Origin of the sequence: Saccharothrix sp. ALI-22-I (assembly GCF_001984175.1) — a bacterium.
GTDB lineage: Bacteria > Actinomycetota > Actinomycetes > Mycobacteriales > Pseudonocardiaceae > Actinosynnema.
In genome coordinates, this window is the sequence record NZ_MTQP01000062.1 from 77,491 (window position 1) to 91,860 (window position 14,370).

Here is a 14,370-nt window from a genome sequence, read left to right on the forward strand (position 1 = left end):
GCTGTGGGTCGCTAAGGCGTTGCGAGGGCCTCGGTGGGTGAGAGGCGGCCGGCTCTGATTGCGGGGTAGAGGCCGGCTAGGGCGCCGATGGCCATGGTTGCGGCTATGCCTCCGGTTGTGGCCCAGGCCGGTACTACTGAGGGCCAGTCTTGGTAGGTGGCGTAGGACGTGGTCACGAGAATGCCCAGGAGGGTGCCGGCGGCGCCGCCCAGGGCGGATAGGAGTAGTGATTCGGCCAGGAATTGGGTGCGGATCTGGGCTTGGGTGGCGCCCAGTGATCTTCGGAGGCCGATTTCGGCTCGGCGTTCCAGGACCGAGATGACCATGGTGTTGGCCACTCCTACGCCGCCTACCAGGAGGGCTACCGCGCCCAGGCCCAGGAGGAGGGCGTTCAGGGTTTCGTCGGTGGCCTGTTTGGCCGCCAGGGCGTCCGAGGGGCGGGACACCTCCACTTCGTCGGGGTGTTCGGGGTTGGCGGTCGCGGCCAGATTGGCTTGGACGCTGTGCACGGCGTCGTCCCTGGATCTGGCGTAGACCGTGGTCGGGTAGCCGTCGAAGCCCAGTTGCTGTTGGGCCACCGGCCAGCCGACCAGGGCGGCGGTGTCGAGTTCGGGTGCCAGGGGCGTCGGGTGCAGGACTCCCACGACGGTGAACCACTCGCCGCCGAGGTGGACGGGTTCGTTCGGGGCGGCGACGCCGAGGCGTTCGGCGGCTTTGTGGCCCAGGACGACGGCCGGGTGGCGGGCGGTGGCCTCGTTGAGGAAGACGCCCTTGGCGACCATGGCGCCTACGGTGTCCAGGAGGTCGGTTCTGGTGGCCAGGACGCCGATGCCGCCGGACTGGGTCTCTGGGACGTGGTCGTTGCGGTAGACCTTCGCGTCGACCACCTGGCCGGTCGCGGTGGTGGACGTGACCGGGTCCATCCGGCCGATCATGCCCACCGACTCGGTCGGCAGGTGGGTCTGCTCGCCGAACAGCGTCTGACCGGGGCCGACGGTCAGCAGGTTCGTGCCCAGCGCGGCGAGGCGGCGGTTGAGGTCTTCGCGACTGGATGTCGAGATGCCCACCACCGAGATCATCGCCGCGATGCCGATCGCGATGCCCAACGCGGACAGCACCACCCGCGTCGGTCTGGCGCGCAGGCCCGCGCCGCCCACGCGCAGCACGTCGGCCGGTGAGAGGCGGGCCGGTCGCAGGTCAGCCATCACCCACCACCCGCCCGTCGCGCACGTCCACCCGGCGAGGCAGGGTCGCGGCCACTTCCTGGTCGTGGGTGATGACCAGGATCGTGGTACCCGCATCGTTGAGGGAGCGCAGCAGCCTCAACACCCCTTCGCCCGACGTCGAGTCGAGGTTGCCGGTCGGCTCGTCGGCGAGCAGCAGCGCGGGCCGGCCCACCACCGCACGGGCGATCGCCACCCGCTGCCGCTCACCGCCGGACAGTTCGTGCGGCCGGTGCGTGAGCCGGTGCCCGAGCCCGACGGTCTCCAACGCCTCCACCGCGCGTTGGCGGCGCCGCTTCAGGCCCACGCCCGTGTAGAGCAGACCGTCGGCCACGTTGTCCACTGTGGATACGCCGGCGGCGAGGTGGAACTGTTGGAACACGAACCCGATCGTGTTCGCCCGCAACGCGGACAGGGCCCGGTCCGACAGTTCGCGGACGGCGTGCCCGTCGATGCGCACCTCGCCGTGCGAGGGTCGGTCCAGGGTGCCGATGAGGTTGAGCATCGTGGACTTGCCGGACCCGGACGGACCGACGATGCCCACCAGCTCACCGCGCTCCACGGTGAGCGACACGTCCCGCAAGGCGACCACCCCCTGGTACTCGCGGCCGACATCGCGCAACTCGACCACCGGTGTCATCGCGGAACACCCACTTCGACGCCTTCGGCGATGCCCTCGCCGGTGACCTCCACCTGACCGGCGGCGAACAGCCCCGTCTCCACCGGCGCGTACCGCGTCGCGCCGCCCTCGACGACCTGGACGCCGTACTTGCCCTCACCGAGGGACACCAGCGCACCCACCGGCACCGCGAGGACGTTCTCCTTGCGCTCCGACACCAGCAGGACGTCCACCGGTGCCGAGTCGAGGCGGCCCAACGCCGCCTGGTCGGCCACCGACACCACCACGTCCACCGTGGTCGTCGCGGTCGCGCCCTGCTGGGCGGGGCTGGTGGTGGTGGCTACGGTGCCCACCGACTCGACCTTGCCCTCGACCGACTTGCCGTCCGGCAGGGCGACTGTCGCCGCCACGCCCTCGGCCACCAGGTGCTGCTTGCCCACCTCCAGCGGCACGACCACGACGCGCGTGGTGCCGGTGTAGGTGAGGACCGGCCCGGTGGCCCGGCCGCCCGGTTGGACCTTCAACTCGGCCACCCGCACGTCACCGCCGGTGACCACGATGTCCGTCGGCTGCACCGCCCCCGTCTCCGGCACACCCAGCGCCTTCTGCCACGCGCGCACCGCCGCGGCCGTGCCGGAGGTGTACGACTCGTCCACGGTGAAGCCGCCGTAGCCGAGCACCTGGAGGTTCTCCTCCAACTGGCGGACGTCCCGGCCGGTGACCCCGGAGGACAGCGACCGGTACGCCGGTGTCGCGCCGAACAGCAGCGGGACCGGCCGGCCGTCCACCTCGTACACCGCCTGACCGCGCCCGATGACCGCGCCGGGCTCGGGCAACCAGGTGACGGTGCCCTGCGCGCCGACCGGCACGGGCGTGGCCGTGCCGTGGCCGAGCGTGCCGGTGACCCGTTCGGTGCGGGTCAACGTCGTCGCCGCCACCTTCGCCGTGGCGGGTGGCGGGTCCGCCGCACTGGCGGGGGTCGGATCGGCGCCGCCGAACCCGACGGCGGCGACACCTCCCGCGCCGAGCACGACCAGGGCACCGGCTCCCAGAGCGATCCGCACGCGTCTGCTCATCGGCCCAGCACCGGCAACTTGTCCTGGCAGGCCTTCATCGCCGTCTGGAACGCGGGGCTGTCGCGGTCGACGTTGCCCAGGCCGCCCAGCTTGCCCCCGTTCGGGTCCGGGTCCGGCATGTCGATCCCGTTGTCGCGCATGCACTGCGTGAACTCGCGCAGCTGGTCCAGCATCTCCGGGTCCAACTTGGACAGATCGCCGCCGCCCGGCAGGAACTCCCGGCACGCGTCGCGGGCCTCCTCGAAGTCCGGGTCGGTGCGGTCCGCCTTGCCCAGACCGCCCAGCTTGCCGCCGCCCGGATCCGGATCCGGCATGTCCACGCCGTTGTCGCGCATGCACCCCGCGAACCTGCGCGACCGGTCCTCCTGGCTCATCTCCGCGCTCGACGACGGCGCCGCCACCTCGGCACCGCCCGTGCCGCACGCGGTGAGCGCCAGCGCCAAAGCGGCCAGCGCGATGCTGCATCGCATGTCCCCTCCTTCGTCCGTGGGGACAGTCGACCAGCGCCGCCATAACCTCCGCATAACCAGAACTGCTTATGCGGAGGTTATGGACATCGGCGGACGATGGACCGCATGCGCATTCTCGTGGTCGAAGACGAAACGACGCTCGCGGCGACCATCGCCGAGTGGCTGCGGCGCGAGGCGTTCGCCGTCGACGTGGTGCACGACGGCGACTCCGCGCTGGAGCGCCTGTCGGTCAACGCCTACGACGTGCTCGTGCTCGACCGCGACATACCCCGCGTGCACGGCGACGTCGTGTGCCGCCAGGTGGCCGACTCGGGCGCCGAGACCCGGATACTCATGCTCACCGCCGCCGCCGCGGTGCGCGACCGGGTGGAGGGGCTGGCCCTCGGCGCGGACGACTACCTGCCCAAGCCGTTCGCGTTCGTGGAGCTGTCCGCGCGCGTGCACGCGCTGCTGCGCAGAGTCCGGCCGCCGAACCCGCCGGTGCTCGAACGGGCGGATCTGCGGGTCGATCCGGCCCGCCGGCAAGTCACCCGTGCGGGTGAGTTCATTCCCTTGGCCAACAGGGAATTCGCCCTGCTGACCGAACTGGTCCGCGCGGCGGGGGCCGTGGTGACCTCCGAACACCTGCTGGAGAAGGTGTGGGACGAGCACATCGACCCGTTCACCAACGCGCTGCGGGTGACCATGATGAAACTGCGCCGCAAGCTCGGTGAGCCGTCGGTGATCGAGACCGTGCCCGGTGTGGGATACCGGATCCCGTGATCGCCCGGTGGAGCATCCGCGGCCGGCTGACCGCGTTCTACGGCGGGCTGTTCGTGCTCGCCGGCGCCGCCCTGCTCGCCGTCACCTACCTGCTGGCGTGGCAGAGCCTCAACGTCCGGCTCCAGCCGTTCACCGACGCGGTCAGCCTGCGCGACCTGCGCGGCGCGCCCCCCGACCAGGTGATCGCGGCCATCCGCGAGGCCCAGGTCCGCTACCGCGACGAGGTGCTGGAGTCGCTGGTCACCCGAGGAGGCCTCGCATTGCTGTGCGTGGCGCTGGTCGCGGTGGCGTTCGGGTGGCTGCTGGCGCGCAGCGCGTTGCAGCCACTGCACCGCATCACCGAAGCCGCGCGGCGGATCGCGGCGGGCCACGGCCTGCACGAGCGCATCCCGCCGACCGGCCCGCGCGACGAGGTCGCCGAACTCGCTGAAACGTTCAACGCCATGCTGGACCGGCTCGACCGCGCGTTCGACGGCCAACGCCGGTTCGTCGCCGACGCGTCGCACGAGATGCGCACCCCGCTGGCCGTGAAACGAGCGCTCATCGAGGTTTCCGTCACCCGTCCGGGCGCATCGGCGGACGCCAAGCAGCTGGGCGCGGAACTGCTGGAGGTCAACGCCCGCCACGAACGGCTCATCGACGGCCTGCTCACGTTGGCCGACAGCGAGAACGAGCTGACCGAGCGCAGCCGCACCTCCGTGTCCGACATAGCCGAGCACGTGCTGCGGCAGTCCAAGCACATCGCCGACCGGGCGGGCGTGGACCTGCACCACGAGATGGCGCCGTGCGAGGTCGTCGGCGACCCGGTGCTGTTGGAGCGCCTGGTGCGCAACCTGGTCGAGAACGCGATCAGGCACAACCACCGGGACGGCTGGGTGGACGTGGACGCCGGACCAGGGGTCCTGGTCGTGGCCAACACCGGCCCGAAGATCGAGCCGTACGAGGTGGAGGGGCTGTTCCGACCGTTCCGCAGGCTCGACCGGATGGCCACCACGACGGGTGAACGCGGTCTGGGCCTGGGTCTGTCGATGGTCCGGGCCATCGCCGCCGCCCACGGTGCGACGGTGACCGCGACACCGGGGGCGGACGGCGGGTTGGCGGTGACGGTCAGGTTTTCCGGAGAGACGTGAGGAACGCCCGGAATGGACGGTCGGCAAAGGTCAATCCGGGTCCTGGTCGTTTGCTGTCCCTGACGCTGGTCGTGCTCGGTCCGACGGCCAGCTCGACGCAGTTGTTCCCCGCGCCGGAGTACGTGCTCTTGCGCCACGTCTTGTCGATGTTCATGTGTCCCTTAGTGCGGTTGCCAGTTTTCTGATCAACGAAGCCGAGTCCTTGGGCGACAGGGCGACCTCGCTCACCATTTCCTCGAAGTGCAGCAGGTACTTCTGCACGTCGGCGCGATTGTCCACCCACTTGCCGCCGCCGGCGTACTCCAGGTACACGGCGGAAGGATCACTGTCCTCGAAGCGGAGAGCGGTCGCGCCACCACCGGACATGGTCCCGTGCGCACCGGCGCCGAACGGAACCACTTGGATAGTGATGTTGTCCGCTTTCCCCTTCTCGAGCAAATGCGACAATTGCTCACGCATGACCCCGGCGCCGCCGACGACCCGGTGCAGGGCCGCTTCGTCGATCACCGCGTGCAGGCGTAAACCGGGCAGCCGGCGCTGCCGGTTCGCCAGTGCCGCGGCCACCTGTTCCACGGACACCGACGCGTCCATGAACCGCCGGCCCGCGTGCCTGATCGCCGCCGCGTAGGCGGGGGTCTGGAGCAGTCCGGGGATGACGATCATCTCGATGGTGCGAACCTCAGTGGCGTCCGCCTCCTGTCGTGCGTAGGTGCGTGCTTCCGGTGTGTACGCCGCGGCGTAGACCAGGCGGGTGCCGTCCTGCTTCGCGTCCTCCCACAACGCTTCCGCCTCGCGCCGCTCGGCGTCGGTGGCCCCGTAGAGCCCGAGCAGCGCGCCCAGTTCGGTCCAACTCGGACTGATGTACCCGTTCTCCATCCGCGACAGCGTCGACTGGGTCTTCCGTGTCAGCGCGTGGTAGTCGATCTCGGTCTTGCCCGCGCGTTTGCGCAAAGCGTTGAGGAACTGACCAAGCTTGCGCTTGCGTCGGGTTTGGACGGCTGCCATGCGGATCGCTCCTCGCTGGAAAAGAACTGCGAACACCCTAGTGCGGTTCCGCATCCCGCCCGGTTTCACTCGATCGAGTGCACAAAGGGTGCATATACCCCACAATGACATGAGCCCGCCGACCCGTGGGGGACGAAGATCGGCAGGCTTGCCCCGCCGGCCGCCGTCCGGTGGTGCCGTGGGCGGTGCCGGGGCACGCTGTGCGACGTGCCCCGGCGGACTCCGACGAGTCGGTGATCAGCGCGGACTAAAGTCTGGCCACATGTACATCTCGCAGGTCCGACTCCGGAACGTCAAGGGGTTCCACGGCGCCCGCGAAGTGGATCTCAAGCTCACCGCCCCCGGCTGGACGGTGATCGCGGGCCGCAACGGGTCGGGCAAGACGTCGCTGCTGCGGGCGATCGCGCTGGCCGTCAGCGGTCCCGCGGTGGCCCGCAACCTGGTCCCCGACTTCGAGAACTGGGTCACCGCAGGCCAGCGCGAGGGCGTCGTCCAGGTCCAGTTCACCCACGACCGGCGGGTCGAGCGGTTCGGCAAGGGCCGCCCGCCGGAGGGCAGGCTGTGGGCCGGCCTCGGCTGGACCATGCCGGACGAGGAGAGCCGCCCCACGCACCGCGGCCTGCAGCCCTCGCTCAAGGAGAAGCTGGAGGGCAGCAAGACCGCCGCCGCCCGCGGCCCGTGGCAGGACAACCCGACCGGCTGGTTCTGCGCGGCCTACGGCCCGTTCCGCCGGCTCGTCGGCGGCGCGGGCGACGCCCAGCGGCTCATGCTCAGCCCCGGCCCGGTGTCGCGGCTGGCCAGCCTGTTCCACGAGGACGCGTCGCTGGCCGAGGGCGTCGGCTGGCTGATCGAGCAGCACCTGAGGTCGCTGGAGGGCAGGCCCGGCGCGGAGGACCTGAAGACGGTGGCGCTGGGCGTGCTGTCGGACGGCCTGCTGCCCGACGACTACCGGATCGAGGGCGTGGACTCCGACGGCCTGTGGGTGGTCAGCGGCGGGCACCGGTTCCCGCTGCGCGAGATGAGCGACGGCTACCGGACGGTCGCGGCGCTCGTGGTGGACCTGATCAAGCAGATCCAGGAGTCGTACGGCACCCTCGAGAACACCCCCACCGAGCACGGCACGGCGTTGACCGCGCCCGGCGTGGTGATCATCGACGAGGTGGACGCGCACCTGCACGTGTCGTGGCAGAAGCGGATCGGCGGCTGGCTCAAGGAGCACTTCCCGAACATCCAGTTCATCGTCACCACCCACAGCCCCTACCTCTGCCAGGCCGCCGACCCCGGCGGGCTGATCCGGCTGCCCGGCCCCGACCAGCAGGAGCCGCCGCGGGTGGTCGACCAGGGCCTCTACGAGCGGATCGTCTACGGCAGCGGTGACGACGCGGTGCTGTCGGAGCTGTTCGGCCTGGACACGCCCTACTCGGAGCGGGCGCAGCGGCTGCGCGCCGAGCTGGTCGAGCTGGAGGTGGCGGTGATCGGCGGCACGGCGGACGAGCGGGCGGTGCGCCGGTACGAGAAGCTGCGGTCGCTGCTGACCAGCTCACCGGTGGCCCGCACGCGTGAGGTGACCGCCCGACTGGAACGCGACCAGACGTGATCCGCCTCGTCCGGCCCGCGCTGCCCGCCGAGATCGCGGACCGGCTGCCCGAGCTGACCGCGGAGATCGAGGGTGCGGGACAGCGGACGCGCACCGCCCGTGCGTTGTGGAAGCGCGCTGCGGTGCGGCGGAACGTGCACGCGCCGTTGAGGCGGCTCCTGGAAGGCATGGCGCCGGGCTACCAGCGGTGCATGTACTGCGGCGACAGCCAGGGCACGGACATCGACCACTTCGAGCCGCTGTCGCTCAACCCGCTGCGCACGTTCGACTGGCTCAACCACCTGCTGGCCTGCTCGACGTGCAACAGCAACCTCAAGCGGGACCGGTTCCCGCTGGCCGAGGACGGCACGCCGCTGCTGGTCGATCCCACCACCGAGGACCCGTTCGACCACCTGCTGCTCACGCTGTCATTGGGCGTGTACGTGGCGCGCACGGAGAAGGGCGCCGCCACCATCGACGTGTGCGGGCTCAACCGGCCGGTGCTGACCCAGGGGCGGGTGCACGCCCGGCGGGTGGTGCTGATGTGCCTCACGCGGTGGACGGCAGCACGGGCGCGGGACGGGCGGGACGAGATGCGCGAGGCCGTGCTGACCGTGCGGGGCCAGCCGTTCGCCGACGTGTGCCAGGCGATGCTGCGGCTGGCGCTGTCCCCCGGCGCGGAGCGGGTGTTCGAGGAGACGCCGTGGGCACTGGCCGTGCTGCGGGACGACGACCTGCGGGCCCAACTGCTTGCTTGACCTCGGAGTGCGGCCGGAGAGGCGCCGCCGACACGCTCCCGGCCCGCGAGTCCGGCCCGCACAGTCCACAGTGGCTACGCAGCGATTCCTCGCGTTAACCCAGTGTTTCGCGGAGTTCACCTCGGGAACCTTCGGATGCGGCCCCGGTGATGTCGGCTTCGAGGTGAGTCCGGGAAAACCGCCTGAAATTGTCGGACCCCAGGTCCATCATGGCCCGCATGGCAGACGCAATCGTGGCCGAAGGACTGGTCAAGCGCTACGGGTCGGTGGTCGCTCTGGACGGCCTCGACCTCGTGGTGCCGGAAGGGACCGTCATGGGCCTGCTCGGGCCGAACGGCGCGGGCAAGACCACGACGGTGCGCGTGCTCACCACACTGCTGGAGCACGACGAGGGCAAGGCGACCGTCACGGGGTTGGACGTCGTCGCCGACGCGAAACAACTGCGCCGCCGGATCGGGCTGTCCGGTCAGTACGCGGCCGTGGACGAGAACCTGACCGGCTTCGAGAACCTGGACATGGTGGGCCGGCTCTACCACCTGGGCAAGAAGAACAGCCGCGAACGGGCGCGCGAACTGCTGGAGCGGTTCGACCTGGTGGAGGCCGCCGACCGGCCGGTGAAGGGCTACTCGGGCGGTATGCGCCGCCGGCTGGACCTGGCGGGTGCGCTGGTGGCCAAACCGGCGGTGCTGTTCCTCGACGAGCCGACCACGGGGCTCGACCCGCGCAGTCGACTGGGGATGTGGGACGTGATCTCGGAACTGGTGGCCGGCGGCACCACGCTGCTGCTCACCACGCAGTACCTGGAGGAGGCCGACCGACTGGCCGACAAGATCGCCGTGATCGACCACGGCAAGGTCATCGCGCTGGGCACCGCGAACGAGCTGAAGGACCAGGTCGGCGGTGAACGGCTGGAGCTGACCGTCGGCTCCGCGCAGGACGCGGCGTCGGCGAAGGCCGTGCTGACCCCGTTGGCGATCGGCGACATCACGCTGGACGAGCGCAGCCATCGGCTGACCGTGCCGGTGACCGGCGGCGCCGACGTGCTGGTGGACGGTATCCGCCGGCTGGACGCCGAGTCGATCAAGGTGCTCGACATCGGTCTGCGCAGGCCGACGCTGGACGACGTGTTCCTCACGCTGACCGGCCACGCGGCCGGGGGAAACGGCGCCGAGGAGAAACAGGGGGAACAGGAAGCATGAGCGCGTTCGTAGAGGCGTTGGGCGACGGTGCGGTCGTCGCCAAGCGCAATCTCATCAAGATCAAGCGGGTCCCGGACCTGATCGTGTTCTCGACGTTGTCGCCGATCATGTTCGTGCTGTTGTTCGCGTACGTGTTCGGCGGCTCGATCGCCATCCCGGGCATGGACTACCGCGAGTTCCTGATGGCGGGCATCTTCGCCCAGACCGTGGTGTTCGGCTCGACCATCACCGGCGCCGGGCTGGCCGAGGACATCCAGAAGGGTGTGATCGACCGGTTCCGGTCGTTGCCGATGGCGCGGTCGGCGGTGCTGATCGGGCGGACCACCAGCGACCTGGCGAACAACGTCATCGTCATCGTGGTGATGTCGGTGACGGGTCTGATCGTCGGGTGGCGGATCCACTCCTCGCCGCTGGAGGCGCTGGCCGGGTTCGCGCTGCTGCTGCTGTTCGCCTACGCGGTGTCGTGGGGCATGGCGATCGTCGGGTTGATGGTGCGCAGCCCCGAGGTGTTCAACAACGCCTCGTTCATCGCCATCTTCCCGTTGACGTTCATCGCGAACACGTTCGTGCAGGAGAGCACGCTGCCCGGACCGCTGAAGACGTTCGCGGAGTGGAACCCGGTGTCGGCGGTGACGGCCGCGGCCCGTGATCTGTTCGGCAACACCAACCCGCTGGCGCCGCCGGCGGACGTGTGGCCGCTGCAGCACCCGGTGCTGATGACCCTGATCTGGGTGGTGGTGTTCCTGCTGGTCTTCGTGCCGCTGGCCATCCGGCAGTACCGGAAGGCCGTGGCGCGGTAGCCGGTCGACGGGAATCCGGTTGTCCACAAGGGTCTTCGGCGATGTGATCGCGCGCCGGAGCGATCGGGTCGAGGTGGTCGAGAAGCGCAAGCAGGCGTGTGTCAAGAGGTGAGCAGGTTTCGAGTCCGTCTCATGATGGGTAGCCCGGTGACATCACAGCCCAGGGAAATCCAGCCAAGGAGATCCAGCCAAGGAGGCCGAGATGTCCACCGGCACCACCATCGGCGTGATCGTCGTCGTGCTGGTCGTACTGGTCGTGGCCGCGGTGTTGCTCAAGGTTGCCTTGCAGCGCAAGAGGTTGCGCTCCAAGTTCGGCCCTGAGTACGAGCGCGTCGTCGAGCGCAGCGACAACCGGATGGCCGCGGAACGCGAACTCGTCGCCCGGGAGCGCGAGCACTCGAAGCTCGAACTGCGGCCGCTGAGCCCTGTCTCGCGCGAGAGCTACGCGCGGAACTGGACACGGGTGCAGGAGCAGTTCGTCGACGCGCCGACCACTGCGGTGGGCCAAGCGGACCGCTTGGTCACCGACCTGATGGCGGAACGCGGTTACCCCACCGGGGGGTACGAGCGGCAGGCTTCGATGCTGTCGGTCGACCACGCCCGCACGCTCGACCACTACCGCGAGGCGCACGCGATCACCCAACGCCAGGATCGCGGCGAGGCGTCCACCGAGGATCTTCGCGTCGCGATGGTCCACTACCGCAGCCTGTTCGAGGACCTGCTGGGCGATCCCCGTGAGGGCGAACGCCGGGAAGGAGCACGGTGATGGTCAGCCACCAGGGCACTACCGCCGACGATCAGCTCGCCACTCAGGACCAACCCGACACCCGGGACCGGACCACCGCGCAAGACGAACCGACGACTCAAGAGCAACTCGCCACCGAAGAACACCCCACCGCCGAAGAAAGAATCGGCGCCTCCACCGACCAGGAAATCGGCACCGCGGACCAGGGGTTCGCCTCCGCCGACCAGGAGCCGGTCGAGCTGTCCCCCGTCTCCACCACGGCGGGCGACTCCCCGCTGTTCTCCCCGGACGACTCGGAGAACTTCCAGGTCGAGTGGCGCGCGTTGCAGTCCGAGTTCGTGGACGACCCGCGTGAGGCGGTGCAGCGGGCCGACGAGCTGGTGGCCCAGGTGATGCAGAGCCTCACCGACACGTTCGCCGCGCACAAGCGCTCCCTGGAAGAACAGTGGCACCAGGGTGAGCAGGTGCAGACCGAGGAGTTGCGGCAGTCCCTGAAGCGCTACCGCGCGTTCTTCGACCGGCTGCTCTCCGTGTGAGCGCTCCCCGTTGTGCGTCTGGCGACCCAGGTGCACAACGGGTGTTCACCACGTCATCCCGGCAGTTCCCGGATCTCCATCTCCAGGACGTCGATCTCGTCGCTGATCGCCTCGTCCAGCATCCGGTCCAGCAGCTCGGAGCAGTCCGACGACCCGACGCCGAACCGGGGCACCTGCTCCCACCACACCGCCGGGTTGTTCCAGAACGACCCGGAGCCCTGGTCGACGCCTTCGAGGCAGCGCAGCCGGGAGTCGTCGTCCGGCATCCGGCGGACGTAGTCGATGAACCGGGCCAGCGCGTCCGGGTTGCTCACCGGCACCGCGCCGTACCCGCGCAGGCAGTCTTCGAGCTCCGTCAGGAACTCCTCTTTGAACGTCACGGCGCACCCCCGCTTCCCCCGCACCGTTGCGAGTGAGGAGGACTCACGTCCTATGGCACCAACGGTACCTCCGCGAGGGCACGCGGAACTTACTGCCAATGGGCGGTTCGAGGGCAAGATTCGCTAACGTTGGGCAGCCGGGGAGCCCAAGCACTCACAAACTCACCCGATGCGGTCGAACACATAACGCAACAGGTTCACCCAACGCGCACGGGCCGAAACCGAAACCTCACGGGCCGAGCGACGCCAACGGTCCCCACCGCCGACATTTCCGACATTCCGTCCACAGTGGCCCGACACGTCCAGCGTGGCGGCAAAGGCCGCCGTCACTCCGAACGGAGGCTGGCCAGGAAGCTGAACCGGTCCCCCCGGTAGAGCGAACGGACGCGTTCGATCGGTTCGCCATCGTTGTCATGGGACACGCGGTGCAGCAGCAGCATCGGCAGCGCCGGATTCGTACCGATCAGCAACGCCTCGCGCGGCGTGGCCAGCACCGTCTCCACGCGCTCCTCGGCCTCGGTGAACACCACGCCCAGCCGGTCCCGCAGGCACGCGTACAACGACGTGGTCGGGTCGAAGACCTCCAGCAGCGTCGGGAACCGCGCCGCGGACAGGTAGGTCGACTCCAGCCCGACCCGTTCGTCGTCGGCCAGCAGCACCCGCTCCAGGTGGATGACCTGGCCGCCCCGCTCGATCCGCAGGTCGCGCGACAGCACCTCGTCCGCGGGCAGGTGTTCGACGGTGATCACGCTGCGCGCCGGGTCGACACCCTGGCGCCGCATGCCCTCGGTGTAGCTCACGAGCGACAGCGGCCGCACCAGCTTGGGCGGCGCGACGTAGGTGCCGCTGCCCTGGCGGCGTTGCAGCTTGCCTTCGAGCACCAGTTCGCCGACGGCCTGCCGCAGCGTCACCCGCGACACCGAGAACCGCTCGGCCAACTCCCGCTCCGACGGGAGCGCCGTGCCCTCGCCGAGCGCGTCGACCAGCCACAGCAGTTCGGTCTTCACCGCGTAGTAGCGGGGGATGCGACCGTGTTCGGGGATACCGGCGCGGACCGGCCCGTCCGCGCGGTACTGGGGCACGTAACGCGAAGCATGCACAACCCGAGCCTACGGGCCGGTCCGCGCCGGTCGGACCGCTATCGGAGTGGGTCGCAGATCACGAAGCGACCTTGGGCGGCTCCGGGATGGCGTAACCGGAATCACCCACGTTGGCCTCCAGCGACCTGCGCCACTCGCCCGAGTCGATCATCTTCCGAACGGCCGCGGTGACCTTCGCCTTGCTGGCGGGATCGCCCTTGCGCATACCGATGCCGTACTCCTCCTTGCTGAACGGCTTGTTGACGACCCGCAGCAGCTCGGGGTTCTGCGCGGCGTAGCCGGCCAGGATCACGTCGTCGGTCGTCATGGCGTCCACCTGCTCGGCCAGCAGCGCGGTGACGCAGTCGCTGAAGTTGGGATATTCCTCAAGCTCCACGAACTGCGCGAACTGGTCCTTCACGTACTGCGCCGAGGTCGTGTTCGCCACCGAGCACAGCTTCACGCCGGGGGTGTTGAGCGAATCCGGACCGGTGATCCGCTCCTCGCTGTACCGGACCAACAGGTCCTGGCCGGCCACGAAGTACGGGCCGACGAAGTCGATCACTTCCTTGCGCTTGTCGGTGATCGAGTAACTGGACACGACGAGGTCCGCGCCGCCTTCGATGAGCAGCTTTTCGCGTTCCGACGGAGTCGCTTCGGTGAATTTGGCACCGGATTCATCGACACCCAGTTCTTTGGCCACATAACGCGCCACGTCGATGTCGAAGCCGCGGTACGAACCGTCCAACCGGCGCAAACCGAGTCCCGGCTGGTCGTAGGCCACCGCGATGGTCAGCTCGTCGGCGCTGTCCGCCTTGCCGACGACGGTGGTGTCGTCACCGCTGGAGCAGGACGCGAGGACAAGCGCGGCGGAACACGCCACAACAAGGGCGCGTAGCGGTGCCAGAGCCATTCTCCCCCTTTTCGGAAGCTTCCTCGGGACGGCCGGAAACCTAAGCGGCTTAACGGATTACGTCTATAGCCACGAGGAAGATAGGGGACACCTGATCGG

General features: G+C 69.5%; 17 protein-coding genes. 8 read left to right on the forward strand and 9 right to left on the reverse strand.

What is annotated here, in order from left to right:
• Positions 1–11: 11 nt before the first annotated feature.
• From ALI22I_RS22060 to ALI22I_RS51050, 4 genes are read right to left on the reverse strand one after another with little or no spacing between them, the layout of a single operon-like run.
• Complete coding sequence (locus ALI22I_RS22060) at positions 12–1,205, reverse strand: ABC transporter permease (protein WP_077007435.1); 1,194 nt, start codon at positions 1,203–1,205, stop codon at positions 12–14.
• The gene (locus tag ALI22I_RS22065; protein WP_077007436.1) at positions 1,198–1,863 is read right to left on the reverse strand and encodes an ABC transporter ATP-binding protein; all 666 of its coding nucleotides are present in this window, start codon (positions 1,861–1,863) and stop codon (positions 1,198–1,200) included. Before ALI22I_RS22065 ends, ALI22I_RS22060 begins: the two co-directional genes overlap by 8 nt.
• Positions 1,860–2,918: a peptidoglycan-binding domain-containing protein gene (locus ALI22I_RS22070; protein WP_077007437.1), complete on the reverse strand. Its 1,059-nt coding sequence runs from the start codon at positions 2,916–2,918 to the stop codon at positions 1,860–1,862. The genes ALI22I_RS22065 and ALI22I_RS22070 overlap by 4 nt, the downstream gene beginning before the upstream one ends.
• On the reverse strand, positions 2,915–3,388 hold the full coding sequence (locus ALI22I_RS51050) for a hypothetical protein (RefSeq protein WP_077007438.1): 474 nt from the start codon (positions 3,386–3,388) through the stop codon (positions 2,915–2,917). The genes ALI22I_RS22070 and ALI22I_RS51050 overlap by 4 nt, the downstream gene beginning before the upstream one ends.
• 105 nt (positions 3,389–3,493) lie before the next feature.
• On the opposite strand from ALI22I_RS51050, the gene ALI22I_RS22080 reads away from it, so the two are divergent.
• Entirely contained in the window at positions 3,494–4,150 is a 657-nt protein-coding gene (locus ALI22I_RS22080) for a response regulator transcription factor (RefSeq protein WP_143532357.1), read from the forward strand.
• Positions 4,147–5,280, forward strand: a complete 1,134-nt coding sequence (locus tag ALI22I_RS22085; RefSeq protein WP_143532358.1) for a sensor histidine kinase — start codon at positions 4,147–4,149, stop codon at positions 5,278–5,280. Before ALI22I_RS22080 ends, ALI22I_RS22085 begins: the two co-directional genes overlap by 4 nt.
• Here ALI22I_RS22085 and ALI22I_RS22090 read toward each other — a convergent pair.
• Together ALI22I_RS22090 and ALI22I_RS22095 are read right to left on the reverse strand one after the other, a co-directional pair.
• Entirely contained in the window at positions 5,258–5,434 is a 177-nt protein-coding gene (locus tag ALI22I_RS22090; RefSeq protein ID WP_077007439.1) for a DUF397 domain-containing protein, read from the reverse strand. The two genes, ALI22I_RS22085 and ALI22I_RS22090, sit on opposite strands and share 23 nt — an antisense overlap.
• Complete coding sequence (locus ALI22I_RS22095; RefSeq protein ID WP_238598505.1) at positions 5,431–6,354, reverse strand: helix-turn-helix domain-containing protein; 924 nt, start codon at positions 6,352–6,354, stop codon at positions 5,431–5,433. The genes ALI22I_RS22090 and ALI22I_RS22095 overlap by 4 nt, the downstream gene beginning before the upstream one ends.
• A 193-nt stretch (positions 6,355–6,547) precedes the next feature.
• Between ALI22I_RS22095 and ALI22I_RS22100 the strand changes: the two genes are divergently transcribed.
• The 6 genes from ALI22I_RS22100 (at position 6,548) to ALI22I_RS22125 (ending at position 11,899) form a co-directional block, all read left to right on the forward strand.
• Positions 6,548–7,882, forward strand: coding sequence for an AAA family ATPase (locus tag ALI22I_RS22100; RefSeq protein ID WP_077007441.1), 1,335 nt, complete (start codon positions 6,548–6,550; stop codon positions 7,880–7,882).
• Positions 7,879–8,619, forward strand: coding sequence for an HNH endonuclease (locus ALI22I_RS22105; protein ID WP_077007442.1), 741 nt, complete (start codon positions 7,879–7,881; stop codon positions 8,617–8,619). Before ALI22I_RS22100 ends, ALI22I_RS22105 begins: the two co-directional genes overlap by 4 nt.
• A 218-nt stretch (positions 8,620–8,837) precedes the next feature.
• Complete coding sequence (locus ALI22I_RS22110; RefSeq protein ID WP_077007443.1) at positions 8,838–9,818, forward strand: ATP-binding cassette domain-containing protein; 981 nt, start codon at positions 8,838–8,840, stop codon at positions 9,816–9,818.
• Positions 9,815–10,618 carry an ABC transporter permease gene (locus tag ALI22I_RS22115; RefSeq protein WP_077007444.1) on the forward strand — a complete coding sequence of 268 codons (804 nt, stop codon included), beginning with the start codon at positions 9,815–9,817 and terminating at the stop codon, positions 10,616–10,618. The genes ALI22I_RS22110 and ALI22I_RS22115 overlap by 4 nt, the downstream gene beginning before the upstream one ends.
• A 202-nt stretch (positions 10,619–10,820) precedes the next feature.
• On the forward strand, positions 10,821–11,384 hold the full coding sequence (locus ALI22I_RS22120) for a hypothetical protein (RefSeq protein ID WP_077007445.1): 564 nt from the start codon (positions 10,821–10,823) through the stop codon (positions 11,382–11,384).
• The gene (locus tag ALI22I_RS22125) at positions 11,384–11,899 is read left to right on the forward strand and encodes a hypothetical protein (RefSeq protein ID WP_083751925.1); all 516 of its coding nucleotides are present in this window, start codon (positions 11,384–11,386) and stop codon (positions 11,897–11,899) included. The genes ALI22I_RS22120 and ALI22I_RS22125 overlap by 1 nt, the downstream gene beginning before the upstream one ends.
• A 53-nt stretch (positions 11,900–11,952) precedes the next feature.
• Here ALI22I_RS22125 and ALI22I_RS22130 read toward each other — a convergent pair whose 3' ends face one another.
• The 3 genes from ALI22I_RS22130 to ALI22I_RS22140 all read right to left on the reverse strand — a co-directional run bounded on the left by ALI22I_RS22130 (position 11,953) and on the right by ALI22I_RS22140 (position 14,271).
• Positions 11,953–12,279 (reverse strand): hypothetical protein, encoded by a 327-nt coding sequence (locus ALI22I_RS22130; RefSeq protein ID WP_077007446.1) that lies wholly within the window; start codon positions 12,277–12,279, stop codon positions 11,953–11,955.
• A 326-nt stretch (positions 12,280–12,605) separates the two neighbouring features.
• Positions 12,606–13,379 (reverse strand): GntR family transcriptional regulator, encoded by a 774-nt coding sequence (locus ALI22I_RS22135; protein ID WP_077007447.1) that lies wholly within the window; start codon positions 13,377–13,379, stop codon positions 12,606–12,608.
• 58 nt (positions 13,380–13,437) lie between these two features.
• Positions 13,438–14,271, reverse strand: coding sequence for a glutamate ABC transporter substrate-binding protein (locus ALI22I_RS22140; protein ID WP_077007448.1), 834 nt, complete (start codon positions 14,269–14,271; stop codon positions 13,438–13,440).
• Between the last annotated feature and the right edge of the window lie 99 nt (positions 14,272–14,370).